Genomic DNA, 15,828 nt, shown 5'->3' with positions numbered 1-15,828 from the left:
TCAGAATTCGATATTGCTCGGTAGCCCGACGCGGGCTCAGCTGAGCCCCAGCTCGCGCCAGATCCGCATGACTGCGCGACGCTCGTCGTGGAATTGATCCCCACTCACCACTCCGGGCTGCTTCTGCAGTGATTGCCGGTGGGCCGCGGCACGGTACGCCTTGTAGGCGTCCTGCAGCAGCCGCACCTCATCGCCGGTCATCAACCCGGCCTGCTCCAACCCATCGAGAATGCGGATGTTATCGGTATAGCGCAGCAGTTCGGGATGCTGGTGCGACCACGCCAAAGCCGCGTATTGCACCATAAATTCGATATCCACGATACCACCGGCGTCCTGCTTGAGATTGAACTCGGCAGCGGCGTCGAAGGCCTGCTCGGCGGTTCCCGCATGCGTCGCGCGGGTGCCGAGGTTGTCGCGCATCTTCGCGCGCATCTCGCTGACCTCGCGGCGCAGCGCCTCGAGATCGCGCTCGCGACCCAGCACACCGGCGCGCACCCGTTCGAAGTCGGCCGTCAGCTGCGGGCAGCCGACCAGCACCCGCGCGCGCACCAACGCCTGGTGCTCCCAGGTCCAGGCCTCCTGGCTCTGGTAGCGCTCGAAGGCGCCCAGCGAGCTGACCAGCAGCCCGGAAGCACCGGACGGGCGCAGCCGCATGTCCACTTCATAGAGCTGGCCGGAGGTGGTCTGGGTGGTGAGCAGATGGATGATGCGCTGGCCCAGGCGAGTGAAGAACTGCGCGGTATCGATGGGCTTGGCGCCATTGGTCTCGGCGGCGGGGTCGCCGTCGTGGATGAACACCAGATCCAGATCCGAACCATGCCCGAGTTCGATGCCACCGACCTTGCCGTAACCGACGATGACGAACGCCGGATCGCAGAGCGTGCCATCGCTGCGCTGTGGCTGGCCATGACGCGCGACGGTGTGGCGCCAGGCGAGGGTCAACACTTCCTGCAGGATCGCCTCCGCCAGCCAGGTCAGGTAGTCGCTGACCTTCATCAAGGGCAGCGTCCCGGCGATTTCCGAAGCGGCAACCCGCAGCCGGTGCGCCAGCTTGAAATGCCGCAGCGCCTCCATCTGCTGCTCGAGGTCATCTTCGGGAATGCGCATCAGCCGTTCGCGCAGTTCAGCCGCCAGTTCCGGCGCCAGCGGCGGGCTGTACAGACGACCGGCGTTGAGCAGCTCGTCAAGCAACAGCGGGAAGCGCGCAATCTGCTCGGCGATCCACGGGCTGGCTGCGCAGAGCTCGAGCAAGCGCTGCAGCGCCCCGGGATTTTCAGTCAGCAGGACCAGGTAGGCCGAACGCCGGGCGACCGCTTCCACCAGCGGCAGTACGCGTTCGAGCACCAGATCCGGATCGTCCTGCTCGACGGCCTGCGCCAGCAGCCGTGGAATGAAGGCATCCAGACGCTCGCGGCCGAGACGCTGCATGGTGCGTACCTGGCTGGCGTTGCGCAGCGCGGCGAGCCGCTGACAGGCGCCCTGGCCATCACGGAAACCGGCCTCGGACAGCTGGCGGCAGGCGAATTCCTCGTCCCAGTCCTGCTCCCACAGCGGCAGCCATTCGCCGCCGACCAGCGCCTCGCCCTCGGCATTCTCGTCCTCATCCGGGTCGGCGATGACCTGGCGGAAATGCCAGTCGATGCGCCCGCGCCAGTACAGCAGTTGCTCATGGAAGGCCGCCCAACCGTCGAAGCCGAGCATGAACGCCACCCGCGCACAGTCCACCTCGTTGTCCGGCAGCATCTGCGTCTGACGGTCCGCGATCGCCTGCAGCGCATGCTCGGTATAGCGCAGGAATTCATAGCCTTCGCGCAGTTCGGCCACTGCCGCGGCCGGCAGATAACCCTGCCCCTCCAGGGTGGCCAGCACACCGAGCAGCGGACGCTGCTGCAGGCTGAGATCGCGCCCTCCGTGGATCAGCTGAAAGGCCTGGGCGATAAACTCGACCTCGCGGATGCCACCGGCACCCAGCTTGATATTCGAAGCCATGCCCTTGCGCCGCACTTCCTGCTGGATCAGCTGCTTCATGGTGCGCAGCGCCTCGATGGCGGAGAAGTCCAGGTAACGCCGGTAGACGAAGGGTCGCAGCATTTCCAGCAGCTCTTTTCCGGCCTGCTGGTCGCCGCCGATGACCCGCGCCTTGATCATGGCGTAGCGCTCCCAGTCGCGTCCCTGATCCTGGTAGTACTGCTCCAGCGCATTGAAGCTGTAGACCAACGGCCCGGACGAGCCGTACGGGCGCAAGCGCATGTCGACGCGGAAGGCGAAGCCGTCGACGGTGATGGCGTCCAATGCCTTGATCAGCCGCTGGCCAAGGCGGACGAAGAATTCCTGATTGTCCAGCGAGCGCTTGGCGCCGACGGTCTCGCCGCCCTCCGGATAGCCGAAGATCAGGTCGATGTCGGAGGACAGGTTCAGTTCATGTGCACCCAGCTTGCCCATGCCGAGAATCACCATGTGCTGCGGGTTGCCGCTGCGCCGGCCGGTGGGCACGCCGAATTGCTCGCAATGACGGGTGTAGAGCCAGTGATAGGCCAGATCGACGCTGGCATCGGCCAGATCGGAGAGGTCGCGACAGGTCTCGGCCAGGGCCGCCTGGCGGGTCAGATCGCGCCAGATGATGCGCACCTGCTGGCGGCTACGGAAGCGCCGTAGCGTCAGCGCCAGGGTGTCCTCATTGTCACAGGCGGCAACCAGCTCGCTCAGCGCATCGCGCAGTTCGCCGGCTTCCAGCGACCGATCCAGCCAGCCCAGCTCGGCCAGCTGCAGCAGCATCTGTGGATCTCGGCTAACCTGTTCGCTGACGAAGTCACTCGCCGCGCAGACCCGGGCGAACGCCTCGCCATGCTCGGCCAGCCAGGCGCGGCATCGTGCCGCAAGCGCTTCCGACAGGTTGCCGGCAGCCGCGAGGAACGACTCCTCGGCACGACTGACAAAAGGCAGGAGTGAGGGCGGCAATGCAACCAGCGACGGCAGACTCATTGAGGTTTCCTTCACAACAGCGAATACGATGGACCGCGCGATTCAGAGCCTCGCAAGTACCTTTTACAGGGAAATGCCAGTGCCGCTGATCTGTAGTTTTACTACTAAAGAGTATTTCAGGGGGCTGATCCCGGCGCCGTTTTGTAGTAAAACTACAGACCCCGGCCCTACCCCCGGCACTCGTCCAAGAACATTACACGCACCGGCCCACAAAGCCGGTAGCGAACAGGCGACCGATTCTGGAAGCCTTTCCGCCATGGAGCAAGCCATGCAAGATCTCGATCCCGTCGAAACCCAGGAATGGCTGGACGCCCTCGAGTCCGTCCTCGACCGCGAGGGTGAAGACCGCGCTCACTACCTGATGACCCGGATGGGCGAACTGGCCACACGTAGCGGTACTCCGCTGCCCTACGGCATCACCACGCCGTACCGCAACACCATCCCCGTCACCCGTGAAGCCAAGATGCCCGGCGACCTGTTCATGGAGCGTCGAATCCGCTCCCTGGTCCGCTGGAATGCTCTGGCCATGGTGATGCGTGCGAATCTGAAGGATCCGGACCTGGGCGGCCACATCTCCACCTTTGCCTCCAGCGCGACGCTCTACGACATCGGCTTCAACTACTTCTTCCAGGCGCCGACCGAAGAGCATGGCGGCGACCTGATCTACTACCAGGGCCACGCCTCCCCCGGCATTTACGCCCGCGCCTTCCTGGAAGGCCGCCTGACCGAAGAGCAGATGCTCAACTTCCGCCAGGAAGTCGATGGCAAGGGTCTGTCGAGCTACCCGCACCCGCACCTGATGCCAGACTTCTGGCAGTTCCCGACCGTGTCCATGGGCCTCGGCCCGATCACTGCGATCTACCAGGCACGCTTCATGAAGTACCTGGAAAACCGCGGCTTCATTCCGAAAGGCAAGCAGCGCGTCTGGTGCTTCATCGGTGACGGCGAATGCGACGAGCCGGAAACCCTCGGCGCCATTTCCCTGGCCGGCCGTGAGAATCTCGACAACCTGGTGTTCGTCATCAACTGCAACCTGCAGCGTCTGGACGGCCCGGTGCGCGGCAACAGTAAGATCATTCAGGAACTGGAAGGCGTGTTCAAAGGCGCCAACTGGAACGTCAACAAGGTGGTCTGGGGTCGCCTGTGGGATCCGCTGTTCGCCGCCGACGAAGACGGCCGCATGCAGCGGCGCATGGACGAGGCGATCGACGGGGAATACCAGAACTACAAGGCCAAAGACGGCGCCTATGTGCGCAAACACTTCTTTGGTGCTGACCCCGAGCTGCTCAAGCGTGTCGAGAGCATGTCCGACGAGGAAGTCTGGAAGCTCAACCGCGGCGGCCACGATCCGTACAAGGTCTATGCGGCCTATCACCAGGCGGTCAACCACAAAGGCCAGCCAACGGTCATTCTCGCCAAGACCATCAAGGGCTACGGCACCGGTGCCGGTGAGGCGAAGAACATCGCCCACAACACCAAGAAAGTCGATATCGACAGCCTGAAGAAATTCCGCGATCGCTTCGACATCCCGGTCAACGACTCGCAACTCGAGGAGCTGCCGTTCTATCGCCCGGCCGAAGACAGCGCGGAAATGAAGTACCTGCGCAAGTGCCGCGACAAGCTGGGCGGGCATCTGCCGCAGCGCCGGCCGAAGAGCTTCAGCATCCCGACACCGCCGCTGGAGACCCTCAAGGCAGTCCTCGACGGCTCCGGTGACCGCGAGATTTCCACCACCATGGCCTTCGGCCGCATCCTCTCGCAGCTGGTCAAGGACAAGGATCTCGGCAAGCGTATCGTGCCGATTCTCGCCGACGAGGCGCGCACTTTCGGCATGGAAGGCATGTTCCGCCAGCTGGGTATCTACTCACCGGTGGGGCAGCTGTACGAGCCGGTCGACCGCGACCAGGTGATGTACTACCGCGAAGAGAAAGACGGCCAGATCCTCCAGGAAGGTCTGAACGAAGCCGGTGCGTTCTCCTCGTTCATCGCCGCAGGTACCGCCTACAGCAACTACAACCAGCCGATGCTGCCGGTCTACATCTTCTACTCGATGTTCGGCTTCCAGCGGATCGGCGACCTGGCCTGGGCGGCCGGCGATGCCCAGACCCGCGGCTTCCTGCTGGGCGGCACTTCCGGGCGCACCACGCTCAACGGTGAAGGCCTGCAGCACGAGGACGGCCACAGCCACATCCTCGCCAGCACCATCCCCAACTGCCGCAGCTATGACCCCACCTACGGCTACGAGCTGGCGGTCATCATGCACCACGGCATGCACGAGATGATGGAGCAGCAGAAGAGCGTCTACTACTACATCACCGTGATGAACGAGAACTACCAGCAGCCGGCCATGCCGCAGGGTGTCGAGGACGGCATCATCAAGGGCATGTACCTGCTCGAAGAAGCTAAGGGCGACTTCAAGCACCGTGTGCAGCTGCTGGGTTCGGGTACCATCCTGCGGGAAGTCCGCGCCGCGGTGGACATCCTCGCCAAGATGGGCGTCGGCGCCGATGTCTGGAGCGTGACCAGCTTCAACGAGCTGCGCCGTGACGGCCTGGCGGTGGATCGCTGGAATCGTTTGCACCCGACCGAGGAGCCGCGCAAGAGCTACGTCCAGCAGTGCCTGGAAGGTCGCGAAGGCCCGGTCATCGCCTCGACCGACTACATGAAGCTGTTCGCCGACCAGATCCGTCAGTGGGTGCCGTCGCGCGAATACCAGGTGCTCGGCACTGACGGCTTCGGCCGCAGCGACTCGCGCGCCAAGCTGCGTGATTTCTTCGAGGTCGACCGTCGTTGGGTGACTGTGGCCGCACTGCAAGCACTCGCCGATCGCGGCGCCATCGAACGCACCGTGGTGGCCAACGCCATCACCGAGTTCGGTATCGACCCCGAGAAGCGCAATCCGCTGGATTGCTGATGCGTGCGCACAGGAGAACCTATTGTGAGTGAAACCATACGCGTACCCGACATCGGCAGTGGTGAGGGTGAAGTAATCGAATTGTTCGTCAAGGTCGGCGACCGTATCGAAGCCGACCAGAGCATCCTGACGCTCGAGTCCGACAAGGCCAGCATGGAAATACCAGCGCCCAAGGCGGGCGTGGTGAAGAGCCTGAAGGTCAAGCTCGGCGATCGTCTGAAAGAAGGCGACGAGCTGCTGGAGCTGGAAAGCGAAGAAGGCCAGGACAGTGCGGCTCCGGCACAGGCTGCAGCCGAACCCGCTGGCGCAGCGACCGGCGGCCCGACAGATGAAGCCGAAGCGCCGACGCCTCCGGGCGACGACGACGCTTCGGCCTCGGCCGGCGAAGGCGAGACACAGGAGATCAGGGTTCCTGATATCGGCTCCTCGGGCAAAGCCAGCGTAATCGAAATCGCGGTCAAAGCCGGCGATACCATTGCCGCCGAACAAGCGTTGATCACGCTCGAGTCGGACAAGGCCAGCATGGAGATTCCGTCTCCTGCCGCCGGCGTGATCGAGAGCATTTCGGTCAAGGTGGGCGACGAAGTCGGCACCGGCGATCTGATCCTGATTCTCAAAGGCGCAGCGTCCAGCAAGCCAGCAGCAGGCAAGGCGCCAGCGAGCCAGGCCGCAAGCGCTCCGAAGCAAACGCTGAGCGAGCCGGCAGCTGAGGAGCCTGCCGAAGCCGCCGGCGAATCCGTGGAAGAAGTGCGTATCCCGGACATCGGCTCCAGCGGCAGCGCCAATGTCATCGAAGTGATGGTCAAGGCCGGGGACAGCGTCGAGGCGGATCAGTCGCTGATTACCCTTGAGTCCGACAAGGCCAGCATGGAAATTCCTGCGCCCAAGGCGGGCGTGGTGGAATCGCTGTCGATCAAGGTCGGTGACGAGGCCAAGACCGGCGATCTGATCCTGACCCTAAAGGTCCAAGGCACCGCACCGGCGAAGAAACCCGCTCCCAAGGCGGATGAGGCTGCGCCGCAGCAGCAGGCCGTCGCACCAAACAAGCAAGGCGTTCCCGAGGCGAAGGCTGCCGCGACGCCGGCTCCGGCGGTCAGCGGCCCGAGCAAGGCTGGCACCAAGGTGCATGCGGGGCCGGCGGTACGCATGCTTGCACGCGAGTTTGGCGTAGAACTGACTGATGTTCCGGCCACTGGCCCGAAGGGACGCATCCTCAAAGAAGACGTCCAGGCCTACGTCAAGAACATGCTGCACAAGGTGAAGCAGGCTCCTGCCGAAGGTACTACCGGCGGGGCGGGCATTCCGCCGATCCCGACGATCGACTTCAGCAAGTTCGGTGAAGTCGAAGAAGTGCCGATGACCCGCCTGATGCAGGTCGGTGCCGCCAACCTGCATCGCAGCTGGCTCAACGTACCGCACGTGACCCAGTTCGAGTCGGCCGACATTACCGAGCTGGAAGCTTTCCGCGTTGCGCAGAAGGCGATCGCCGAGAAGGCTGGGGTCAAGCTCACCGTGCTGCCGCTATTGCTCAAGGCGTGCGCACACCTGCTAAAGGAACTGCCGGACTTCAACAGTTCGCTGGCCCCGAGCGGCAAGGCGCTGATCCGTAAGAAGTATGTGCACGTAGGGTTCGCCGTCGACACGCCGGATGGCCTGATGGTCCCGGTGATTCGCAACGTCGACCAGAAGAGTCTGCTGCAACTGGCCGGCGAGGCTGCGGAGCTGGCTGAGAAGGCCCGCACCAAGAAGCTTTCTCCGGATGCGATGCAGGGCGCCTGCTTCACGATCTCCAGCCTCGGCCACATCGGCGGCACCGGCTTCACGCCGATCGTCAATGCGCCGGAAGTGGCGATCCTAGGCGTCTCCAAGGCGGCCATGCAGCCGGTGTGGGATGGCAAGGCCTTCCAGCCCCGCCTGATGCTGCCGCTGTCGCTCTCCTACGACCACCGGGTGATCAACGGTGCCGCGGCGGCGCGCTTCACCAAGCGCCTGTCGGAGCTGCTGGCCGATATCCGCACCATGCTGCTGTAACGGCGCGCGAAAAAACGCCGCGTTCTCACAGAGAGACCGCGGCGTTTTTTATTGAGCGGGAAGAAGGTGAAGGCTTGGTCGCGGCAGACGAACCCTAGTGTCCGCCGTCAGGCGTTGCTTCAGCCTTTCTGCAGATTGCGGATCAGGAAGGACAATGCCTTGGCCAGCTCTTCTGCTCCTTTGGGGTCGCGCACGATGACCACCAGCGGGAGACCGTCGACGGGGCTGTTGATCGAACAGCTCGGACCTTGGGGAGGACACTGATATTGCAAGTAGGGATCGAGCCCAAAGACCGACAGGCTGCGATTGCGCACGGCAACGCCGCCGCCGCTGCCACGCACTTCCTCGCGAATGCGCAGCTCGCCGGGGGCGGATACGCTCAGCTCGTAGAGGAAGTCCTGCGGGTTGCTCTGCCCGACCTGATAACCGGCGCGTAATGCATAGGTATCGAGCATTCCGTTACTATGCGCCAGCAGCGCTTCACGATCGCTGTTGGTCAGGTAAAGTTTCTTTAATTCAGTGAGATAGCGCGCCGACTCGTCGGAGCCGAATTCGACGGTTTCACTCGCCATCAGCGGTGTTCCGAGCACGCAGAAAACCGAGACCAGCACTAACTTCGCAAGCCGACTTGTCAGTCCCTGTCGCATGATGCACCCTTGCCTGAATTAATATTATTTAGCCATCGTCCTTCGCTGGAACGGCACCTGGAGCTCAGGCCCGCCCAACTCCGTGGAGCATACTGGAAGCCAGCCGCTCGATGAAAATACATACCGATGCCGCCAGTCGTCTGGCGACCGAGGTTGTGACGCAGTTGCCAGTGCCATCACGGCTCGGCATGCTGCGTTTCGAGCGCCTGAACGAATCCAGTTGGACATTGTTGTTCCTCGATCCTGCTTGCGAACGAACCATCGGCGTCTGTGCCGCCGACCTGTGCTCTCTGGTCGACTCCCCCTACGCCAGCCTCATGGAGCCCAGCGCCCGCCACCAGCTGCATGAGGACATCCAGCAACAGTTGGCCGAACGCGGCCACTACTCGGTGAGCTATCGCCTGCACGGCCCAGAAGGCGTGCTGGAGATCACCGAACTCGGCGAAGCCTTCCAGCAGTACGGCCGCGAGCTGCTCAGAGGCTATCTGATGTCCGGCGGCCAGCCCGAATCGGAGCAGGATCTGCGGGTACAGAACGCCAGGCTCCGCGCCGCGCTGCAACAGCATGAGCAAGCCCAGGACGAGCATATCGAGCACATGCTGCGCTCACGCACCCAGCAGAACCTGATCGTCCGGCTGGCTCGGCATCGCTACGGCTCCGCCAACCCACAGCAGGAGGCCGCGCAGCTGATCACCCAGGCGGCCTGCGAGGTCTACGAGCTGGGCCGTGCCACGATCTGGCATCTGAACGGCACGTGCCTGGAGCCGGTGGCGTGCTACCGACTCGACGGAGACCATTACGAAACGCCACCCGCGCTGGAGCTCTCGCCCTATCCGCGCTATCTGCAGGCGCTGCAGAGCGGCCGCGCCATAGATGCCCAGGATGTTGGCCAGGATCACCGCACCTGTGAACTGGACGAATGCGTCTATCGCCCGCAAGCCATTCGCTCGATTCTGGATGCCAGCATACGGGTCGGTGGTGAAGTGATCGGCGTGCTCAGCCTGCAGCACAGCGGCAAGCCACGGGCCTGGCATGCCGACGAAATCGCCTTCGCCGGTGAACTGGCCGATCAGTACGCGCAGGTACTGGCCAACCAGCAGCGCCTGAGTGCCACCCACATGCTCGGCCTGTTCCAGCGCGCAGTGGAGCAGAGCGCCAGCGCCTTCATCCTGGTGGACCGGGACGGTCGCGTGGAGTACGTGAACCCTGCCTTCACCGCCATCAGCCAATTCTCCGAGTCCGAAGTGCGCGGTCAGCGCCTGGCCGATCTCAAGGCTCTGGAAAACCTCGGAGAGCTGCTGTTCGACACCTCGTCGGTACTCGCCCACAGCAACAGCTGGCAGGGCGAGTTTCGCTCAAGGCGCAAGAATCTGGAGCCCTACTGGGGGCAGCTGTCGATCTCGAAGGTCTTCAACGACGACGGCATGCTCACCCACTACATCGGCATCTACGAGGACATCACCCGCAGCAAGCTGGCCCATCAGCACATCGAGCGCCTGGCCTACACCGACAACCTGACCAACCTGGGCAATCGTCCTTTCTTCATCCGCAGTATCGAGGAGCGCTTCGCCGCAGGCGCCGAGCCGAGGCTCTGCCTGCTGCTGGTGGACATCGACAACTTCAAGCGAATCAATGACAGCCTTGGCCACCAGACCGGCGACAAGCTGCTTACCAGCCTCGCACGCCGGCTGCGCAACGGCCTCAGCCAGCAGAGCGTGCTGGCACGTTTCGCCAGCAACGAGTTCGCCCTGCTGTTCGATGACAAGGGCCTGGAGGAAGGCATAAGGCTGGCGGATCAGGTGCTGCGCATCCTCGACAAGCCACTGTTCGTCGACAAGCAGCTGATCAGCGTCAGCGGCTCGCTGGGACTGGCCTGCTCACCGCAACACGGGCGCGACCCGGAAACCCTGATGAAGCATGCCGGGCAGGCGCTGCACAAGGCCAAGGCGAACGGCAAGAACCAGGTGCAGATATTCACCGAAGCCCTGCATGCCGAGGCCAACTACAAGCTCTTCGTCGAGAACAATCTTCGCCGCGCGCTGCTGCAGAACGAGTTGGAGGTGTTCTATCAGCCCAAGCTGTGCCTGCACACCGGTCGGCTGCAGGGGCTGGAGGCGCTGCTGCGCTGGAACCACCCGGAAAAAGGCATGATCCGGCCGGACCAGTTCATCAGCGTCGCGGAAGAGACCGGGTTGATCATTCCGATCGGCAAATGGGTCGTTCGCGAAGCCTGCCGCATGGGCGTTACGCTGTCGGAACTGGGTCTGGGCAAACCCCAGATCGCCATCAACCTGTCACCCAAGCAGTTCTCCGACCCGGACCTGCTGAGCTCCATCGCGGCAATTTTGCTGGAGGAAAAGCTCCCCGCCGGGCAACTGGAACTGGAGCTGACCGAGAGCCTGCTGCTCGATGCCACCGAGGAAACCCGTCAACAGCTGATCGGCCTTAAGGCGCTGGGCCTGACCCTGGCCATGGACGATTTTGGCACCGGTTACTCCTCGCTCAGCTACCTGAAGAAATTCCCCATCGATGTGATCAAGATCGATCGCAGCTTCATCAAGGACATCCCTGACAACCAGGACGACGTGGAAATCACCTCGGCGGTGATCGCCATGGCGCGCAAGCTGCACCTCAAGGTCGTCGCCGAAGGCATCGAAACGCCGGAGCAGCTGAAGTTTCTCCGCCGACATCGTTGCGATATCGGCCAGGGCTATCTGTTCGACAAGCCGATCCCGGGCACCGGACTGACCGATGCCCTGCGCCGCTACCCTCACTGGTGCTGATAAGCGGAAAGCGTGGCGACGCACGGTCGCTGGTGCGCTTTCGCTGCCGGCCTGCCTTTTTGTAGCCTAGGGCTCAGCTACCGTCCCCCGATCGAGGCCCGCATGTCGCTACGCTCGCAGATACTGGTCAACAAACAAGCACTGCCCACGGCAGAACAGGCGCTGCCCGGCCGCTCGACGGCGATGCCGGTCCCGCCGGCGCACCACGTGAACGGCAATCCGCTGCAGCCACCATTCCCGGCCGGCCTGCAACAGGCGGTCTTCGGCATGGGCTGTTTCTGGGGCGCGGAACGTCGCTTCTGGGAACAACCCGGAGTATGGACGACTGCGGTGGGCTACGCCGGAGGGATTACGCCGAACCCGACCTACGACGAAGTGTGCTCCGGACTCACCGGTCACACCGAAGCGGTGCTGGTGGTGTTCGACCCCAAGGTGATCGATTACGAAACCTTGCTGCGCATCTTCTGGGAGGCACACAACCCGACCCAGGGCATGCGTCAGGGCAACGATGTGGGCAGTCAGTACCGGTCGGCGATCTACTGCATGGACGCGCAGCAGCGCAGCGCGGCCGAAGCCAGTCGGGAGCGCTTTCAGCAGCGCCTGAGCCAGGCGGGCTTTGCGCAGATCACTACCGAAATTGCCGACGCCCCGCCTTTGTACTATGCGGAGGCGTACCACCAGCAGTATCTGGCGAAGAATCCAGGAGGTTATTGCGGACTCGGCGGGACCGGCGTCTGCATGCCGGATTGATGCGGTGCAGTCGAGCTAATGCTGCCCTTCGCCAGGCGCCCCTGCTGCTTGGCAAACGGCGGACTGGGCAGAAAAGAAAAACCCCGCCGAAGCGGGGCTCTGCAGACTGAATCCTGACATCCTTGATCGCGCGCCGTCCTGGCACCGCTCCCTGTGTGGTCCGTGTTGTTTGATCGCGCTTCCTGCGCCACATTCCTGATGCGGAAGATTACTGCCAGGCCTTGTGAGCCAGTAGTAGCCATTTTACATCACGCTTTGTAAGCCTTTTCCTACACCGCGTCATCCATGATGCAGGACTGTAAGTCCAGGCTTACATTGCGCGAGTTTTATGACCTGAGGCCCGGCTTAATCGTTCCGCGTCATGGCCAAATAATTTCATATTGCCTTTAGATTAAGCCGGCTCGACCTCAAAACTGCGCGGCATCCAGCAGGTAGAGCGACTCGCTGCCGGCCTTGACTGACGCCGTCAGCGAGTGGATACGCGGCAACAGCCGGGCAAAGTAGAAACGCGCCGTGCCCAGCTTGCTCTGATAGAACTCGCCCTCGCCCTGCTTCGCCAGTGCCACCGCTGCCATGCGCGCCCACATGTAGGCGTACGCGGTGTAGCCGAACACGTGCAGGTACTCGACCGAAGCGGCGCCGATCTCGTTCGGATTGGCCTTGGCCTGATCGATCACCCAGGCGGTCAGCTCGTCCAGATTGTCCAGCGCAGCCTTGAGGGGCTCGGTGAACTCGCGCAGATCCGCACCGGCACTGGCGACGAATGCGCGGATCTCATCGACGAACGCCTGATACATGGTGCCGCCGCTGCCGACAATCTTGCGTCCGACCAGGTCCAGCGCCTGGATGCCGTTGGTGCCTTCGTAGATCTGGGTAATACGGCAATCGCGCACCAGCTGCTCCTGGCCCCATTCGCGAATGAAGCCGTGGCCGCCGAACACCTGCTGACCGTGCACAGTGGTTTCCAATCCCATGTCGGTGAGGAAGGCCTTGGCCACCGGCGTCAGCAGCGCAACCTGCGCCTCGGCCAGCTGCCGTGCCGCTTCGTCGTCGCTGAACTTGGCGATATCGAGCTGCAGCGCGACGTAGCTGGAAAACGCACGCCCACCTTCGTTCAAGGCCTTCATGGTCAGCAGCATGCGCCGCACATCGGGATGCACGATGATAGGATCGGCGGCCTTGTCCTGCGCCACCGGGCCAGTCGGGGCACGGCTCTGGATGCGCTCGCGAGCGTACTCAATGGCGCTCTGGTAGGAACGCTCGCCAGTGGCCAAGCCTTGGATACCGACGCCCAGACGCTCGTAGTTCATCATGGTGAACATCGCCGCCAGACCCTTGTTGGGTTCGCCGACCATCCAGCCGGTAGCGCCATCGAAGTTCATCACGCAAGTCGCGGACGCCTGGATACCCATCTTGTGTTCGATCGATCCACAGGACAGCGAGTTGCGCTCGCCCAGCGAGCCGTCGTCGTTGACCAGAATCTTGGGCACCAGGAACAGGGAGATACCGCGCGAACCGGCCGGCGCATCCGGCAGCTTGGCCAGTACCAGATGGATGATGTTGTCGGTCAGGTCGTGCTCGCCGCCCGTGATGAAGATCTTGGTGCCGCTGACCTTGTAGGAGCCATCGGCCTGCGGCTCGGCCTTGGTGCGGATGATGCCAAGGTCGGTACCGGCATGCGGTTCGGTCAGGCACATGGAACCGGACCAGACGCCGGCGTACATGTTCGGCAGGTACTTCTGCTTAAGCTCTTCGCTGGCATGGGCGTAGATCGACAAGCAGGCGCCGGACGTCAGCATCGGATACAGACCGAACGCCAGGCTGGCGGAGTTCATCATCTCCTCCACCTGCGCCGAGATGACCTTGGGCATGCCCATGCCACCGAATGCCGGGTCACCACCGACACCCACCCAGCCACCTTCGGCGTACAGCTGATAGGCCTCGCGATAGCCGGCCGGTGTCGACACCGCACCGCCGTCCCAGCGGCAACCCTCTTCGTCACCACTGCGATTGAGCGGGGCGATGCTGTTGGCGGTGATCTTGCCGGCCTCTTCGAGGATCGCGTCGGCGGTTTCCGCGTCGACCACCTCGGCCAGGGCTGGCAGCGCCTGCCAGAGCTTCGGCGCATCGAAGACTTCATTCAGGACAAAACGCATGTCGCGCAGCGGCGCTTGGTAGTCAGCCATGGCAAGGTTCCTCGCAAGACACTGGGTTGCAGCCACTGTGGGCCGTTTCCAGCGAGTCTAACCGAACAACCAGGACAGGATTAAGCGTCTTTTTATGACCAGATAGTTTTGAGCGGTCATAAGCGAACCGCTACAGCCCTAACGCGAATGGCCGGCCATACGCACTGCGCCGCGCCCGCTGCCATGCACCCGAACGCAATTGCGTCCGGCCTTCTTGGCGCCATACAGCGCCTGATCGGCCGCCTTGATGACTTCCTCCGGGCTGCGTTGGTCGCCCTGCCGCTCGGCCACCCCGATACTGATGGTCACCGACACCTGCGCTGTCGATGAATGACCACGCGCCATACGTCCCTGGCGGTCATCCTTGGGTCGCTTGCTGGCGTCACGCAGTTGCAGGGCGTACCCCTCAATCGCTTGGCGGACAGCCTCCAGGTGCGGCAGACACTGCTCGACGCTACGCCCCGGAAACACCAGAGTGAACTCCTCGCCACCGTAGCGATAGGCGCGCCCGCCACCACCGACCTTGCGTAGGCGGCTGGCCACCATTTTCAGCACCTGGTCGCCGACATCATGGCCATGGGTATCGTTGAAACTCTTGAAATGATCCACGTCCGCCATGGCCAGCACGTACTGCCGGCCGAGGCGCTGCAGTCGCTCGTTCAGCGCACGCCGCCCCGGCAGACCGGTCAGCTCGTCGCGAAAGGCCATGAGATAGGCTTCGTGAGCGATGGCCACGACCAGCATGAGCAACACGTGGCTGCTGAGGATGTTCAGCGCAGCGATGCGACTGAAAGTCTGAGGCAGCATCAGCAGCAAGGCGATCAGCGCGACGATCTGCGCCGCATGTGAAGGCCTGGGCTGCCGCAGGTACTGCACCACCAGCAACGCCAGCGCAACGATGAAAACGGGATAGGCCAGCTGGATGAGCGGCAGCCAATTGGCCTGCAGCGATGGCCAGCGGATCACCACCAGCCAGGCGTGCAGCGCCTCCGGAAATCGCTTCGCCAACGCGACCGCAACGACGCCCAGGGCAAACAGCACCGCCGCCCGGGCCAGACCATCCTGTGCCAGGTGGCTGCGCTCTCGCCACAGGCCATACAAGCCATATAAAAGCGGTAGCAACAGACTGCACAGATGGAACGTCAGCGCCGCGTCGTCCAGCAATCTGCCATGGGCCCGGTAATAGTCGGCGTGAGTGTCGAGCAGGAAATAGGCGATATAGACGCACAGCAGCAGGAATAGCTCGCGAATGCGGCCGTACATCGCGCACAGCGCCCCACCGAGCAGCAACAGTACCGTCGGTAGCACCTTGTACAGCGAAGTGAAGAACTCGTTCAGCACGACCTGGCGTGCGATCGCCTCGCCGCCAAGCAGCAATGCCAGCGGTGCAAGGAAGTGGCTGAAGCGAGGCGAATAGGGGCGCGACACGAGAATACCGGCGCAGCGAGAAAAGCTGGCATTTTGCCTTAACGGTTACGGATGTGCAGCCAAAAGGTCGAAAAGCACAGTTGTCTTGCAGACCGGCCGAAATCGGC

Annotated in this window: 8 protein-coding genes; 4 read left to right on the top strand and 4 right to left on the bottom strand. The window is 63.1% G+C overall.

Annotated features, from left to right (window positions below; genetic code table 11):
• Nucleotides 1–36: 36 nt before the first annotated feature.
• On the bottom strand, nt 37–2,982 hold the full coding sequence (gene glnE / locus VF716_RS10470; protein ID WP_125849578.1) for a bifunctional [glutamate--ammonia ligase]-adenylyl-L-tyrosine phosphorylase/[glutamate--ammonia-ligase] adenylyltransferase: 2,946 nt from the start codon (nt 2,980–2,982) through the stop codon (nt 37–39).
• A gap of 268 nt (nt 2,983–3,250) precedes the next feature.
• On the opposite strand from glnE, the gene aceE reads away from it, so the two are divergent.
• Both aceE and aceF read left to right on the top strand, forming a co-directional pair.
• Nucleotides 3,251–5,896, top strand: coding sequence for a pyruvate dehydrogenase (acetyl-transferring), homodimeric type (gene aceE, locus VF716_RS10465; RefSeq protein ID WP_017245452.1), 2,646 nt, complete (start codon nt 3,251–3,253; stop codon nt 5,894–5,896).
• Between the two features lie 24 nt (nt 5,897–5,920).
• Nucleotides 5,921–7,927: a dihydrolipoyllysine-residue acetyltransferase gene (aceF, locus tag VF716_RS10460; RefSeq protein WP_111481579.1), complete on the top strand. Its 2,007-nt coding sequence runs from the start codon at nt 5,921–5,923 to the stop codon at nt 7,925–7,927.
• Nucleotides 7,928–8,046: 119 nt separating this feature from the next.
• Here aceF and VF716_RS10455 read toward each other — a convergent pair whose 3' ends face one another.
• On the bottom strand, nt 8,047–8,535 hold the full coding sequence (locus VF716_RS10455) for a hypothetical protein (RefSeq protein WP_017245454.1): 489 nt from the start codon (nt 8,533–8,535) through the stop codon (nt 8,047–8,049).
• Nucleotides 8,536–8,684: 149 nt separating this feature from the next.
• On the opposite strand from VF716_RS10455, the gene VF716_RS10450 reads away from it, so the two are divergent.
• Together VF716_RS10450 and msrA are read left to right on the top strand one after the other, a co-directional pair.
• The gene (locus VF716_RS10450) at nt 8,685–11,357 is read left to right on the top strand and encodes a putative bifunctional diguanylate cyclase/phosphodiesterase (protein ID WP_020305774.1); all 2,673 of its coding nucleotides are present in this window, start codon (nt 8,685–8,687) and stop codon (nt 11,355–11,357) included.
• A 102-nt stretch (nt 11,358–11,459) separates the two neighbouring features.
• Nucleotides 11,460–12,107: a peptide-methionine (S)-S-oxide reductase MsrA gene (msrA, locus tag VF716_RS10445; protein ID WP_108242386.1), complete on the top strand. Its 648-nt coding sequence runs from the start codon at nt 11,460–11,462 to the stop codon at nt 12,105–12,107.
• Nucleotides 12,108–12,514: 407 nt separating this feature from the next.
• Here msrA and VF716_RS10440 read toward each other — a convergent pair whose 3' ends face one another.
• Entirely contained in the window at nt 12,515–14,293 is a 1,779-nt protein-coding gene (locus VF716_RS10440) for an acyl-CoA dehydrogenase C-terminal domain-containing protein (protein ID WP_125871901.1), read from the bottom strand.
• A 138-nt stretch (nt 14,294–14,431) separates the two neighbouring features.
• Complete coding sequence (locus VF716_RS10435) at nt 14,432–15,721, bottom strand: diguanylate cyclase (protein WP_440552684.1); 1,290 nt, start codon at nt 15,719–15,721, stop codon at nt 14,432–14,434.
• Between the last annotated feature and the right edge of the window lie 107 nt (nt 15,722–15,828).

It is taken from the genome of Stutzerimonas sp. Brlt_14 (assembly GCF_051948915.1).
Lineage (GTDB): Bacteria > Pseudomonadota > Gammaproteobacteria > Pseudomonadales > Pseudomonadaceae > Stutzerimonas > Stutzerimonas stutzeri.
Note: the sequence above shows the minus strand (reverse complement) of the source record. Positions and strands in the feature narration are given on the sequence as shown.

Excerpts from the sequence above, each read along its gene's own strand:
- VF716_RS10450 (WP_020305774.1), top strand. The coding sequence starts at position 8,685 with ATGAAAATACATACCGATGCCGCCAGTCGTCTGGCGACCGAGGTTGTG.
- aceE (WP_017245452.1), top strand. The coding sequence starts at position 3,251 with ATGCAAGATCTCGATCCCGTCGAAACCCAGGAATGGCTGGACGCCCTC.
- msrA (WP_108242386.1), top strand. The coding sequence starts at position 11,460 with ATGTCGCTACGCTCGCAGATACTGGTCAACAAACAAGCACTGCCCACG.
- VF716_RS10440 (WP_125871901.1), bottom strand. The coding sequence starts at position 14,293 with ATGGCTGACTACCAAGCGCCGCTGCGCGACATGCGTTTTGTCCTGAAT.
- glnE (WP_125849578.1), bottom strand. The coding sequence starts at position 2,982 with ATGAGTCTGCCGTCGCTGGTTGCATTGCCGCCCTCACTCCTGCCTTTT.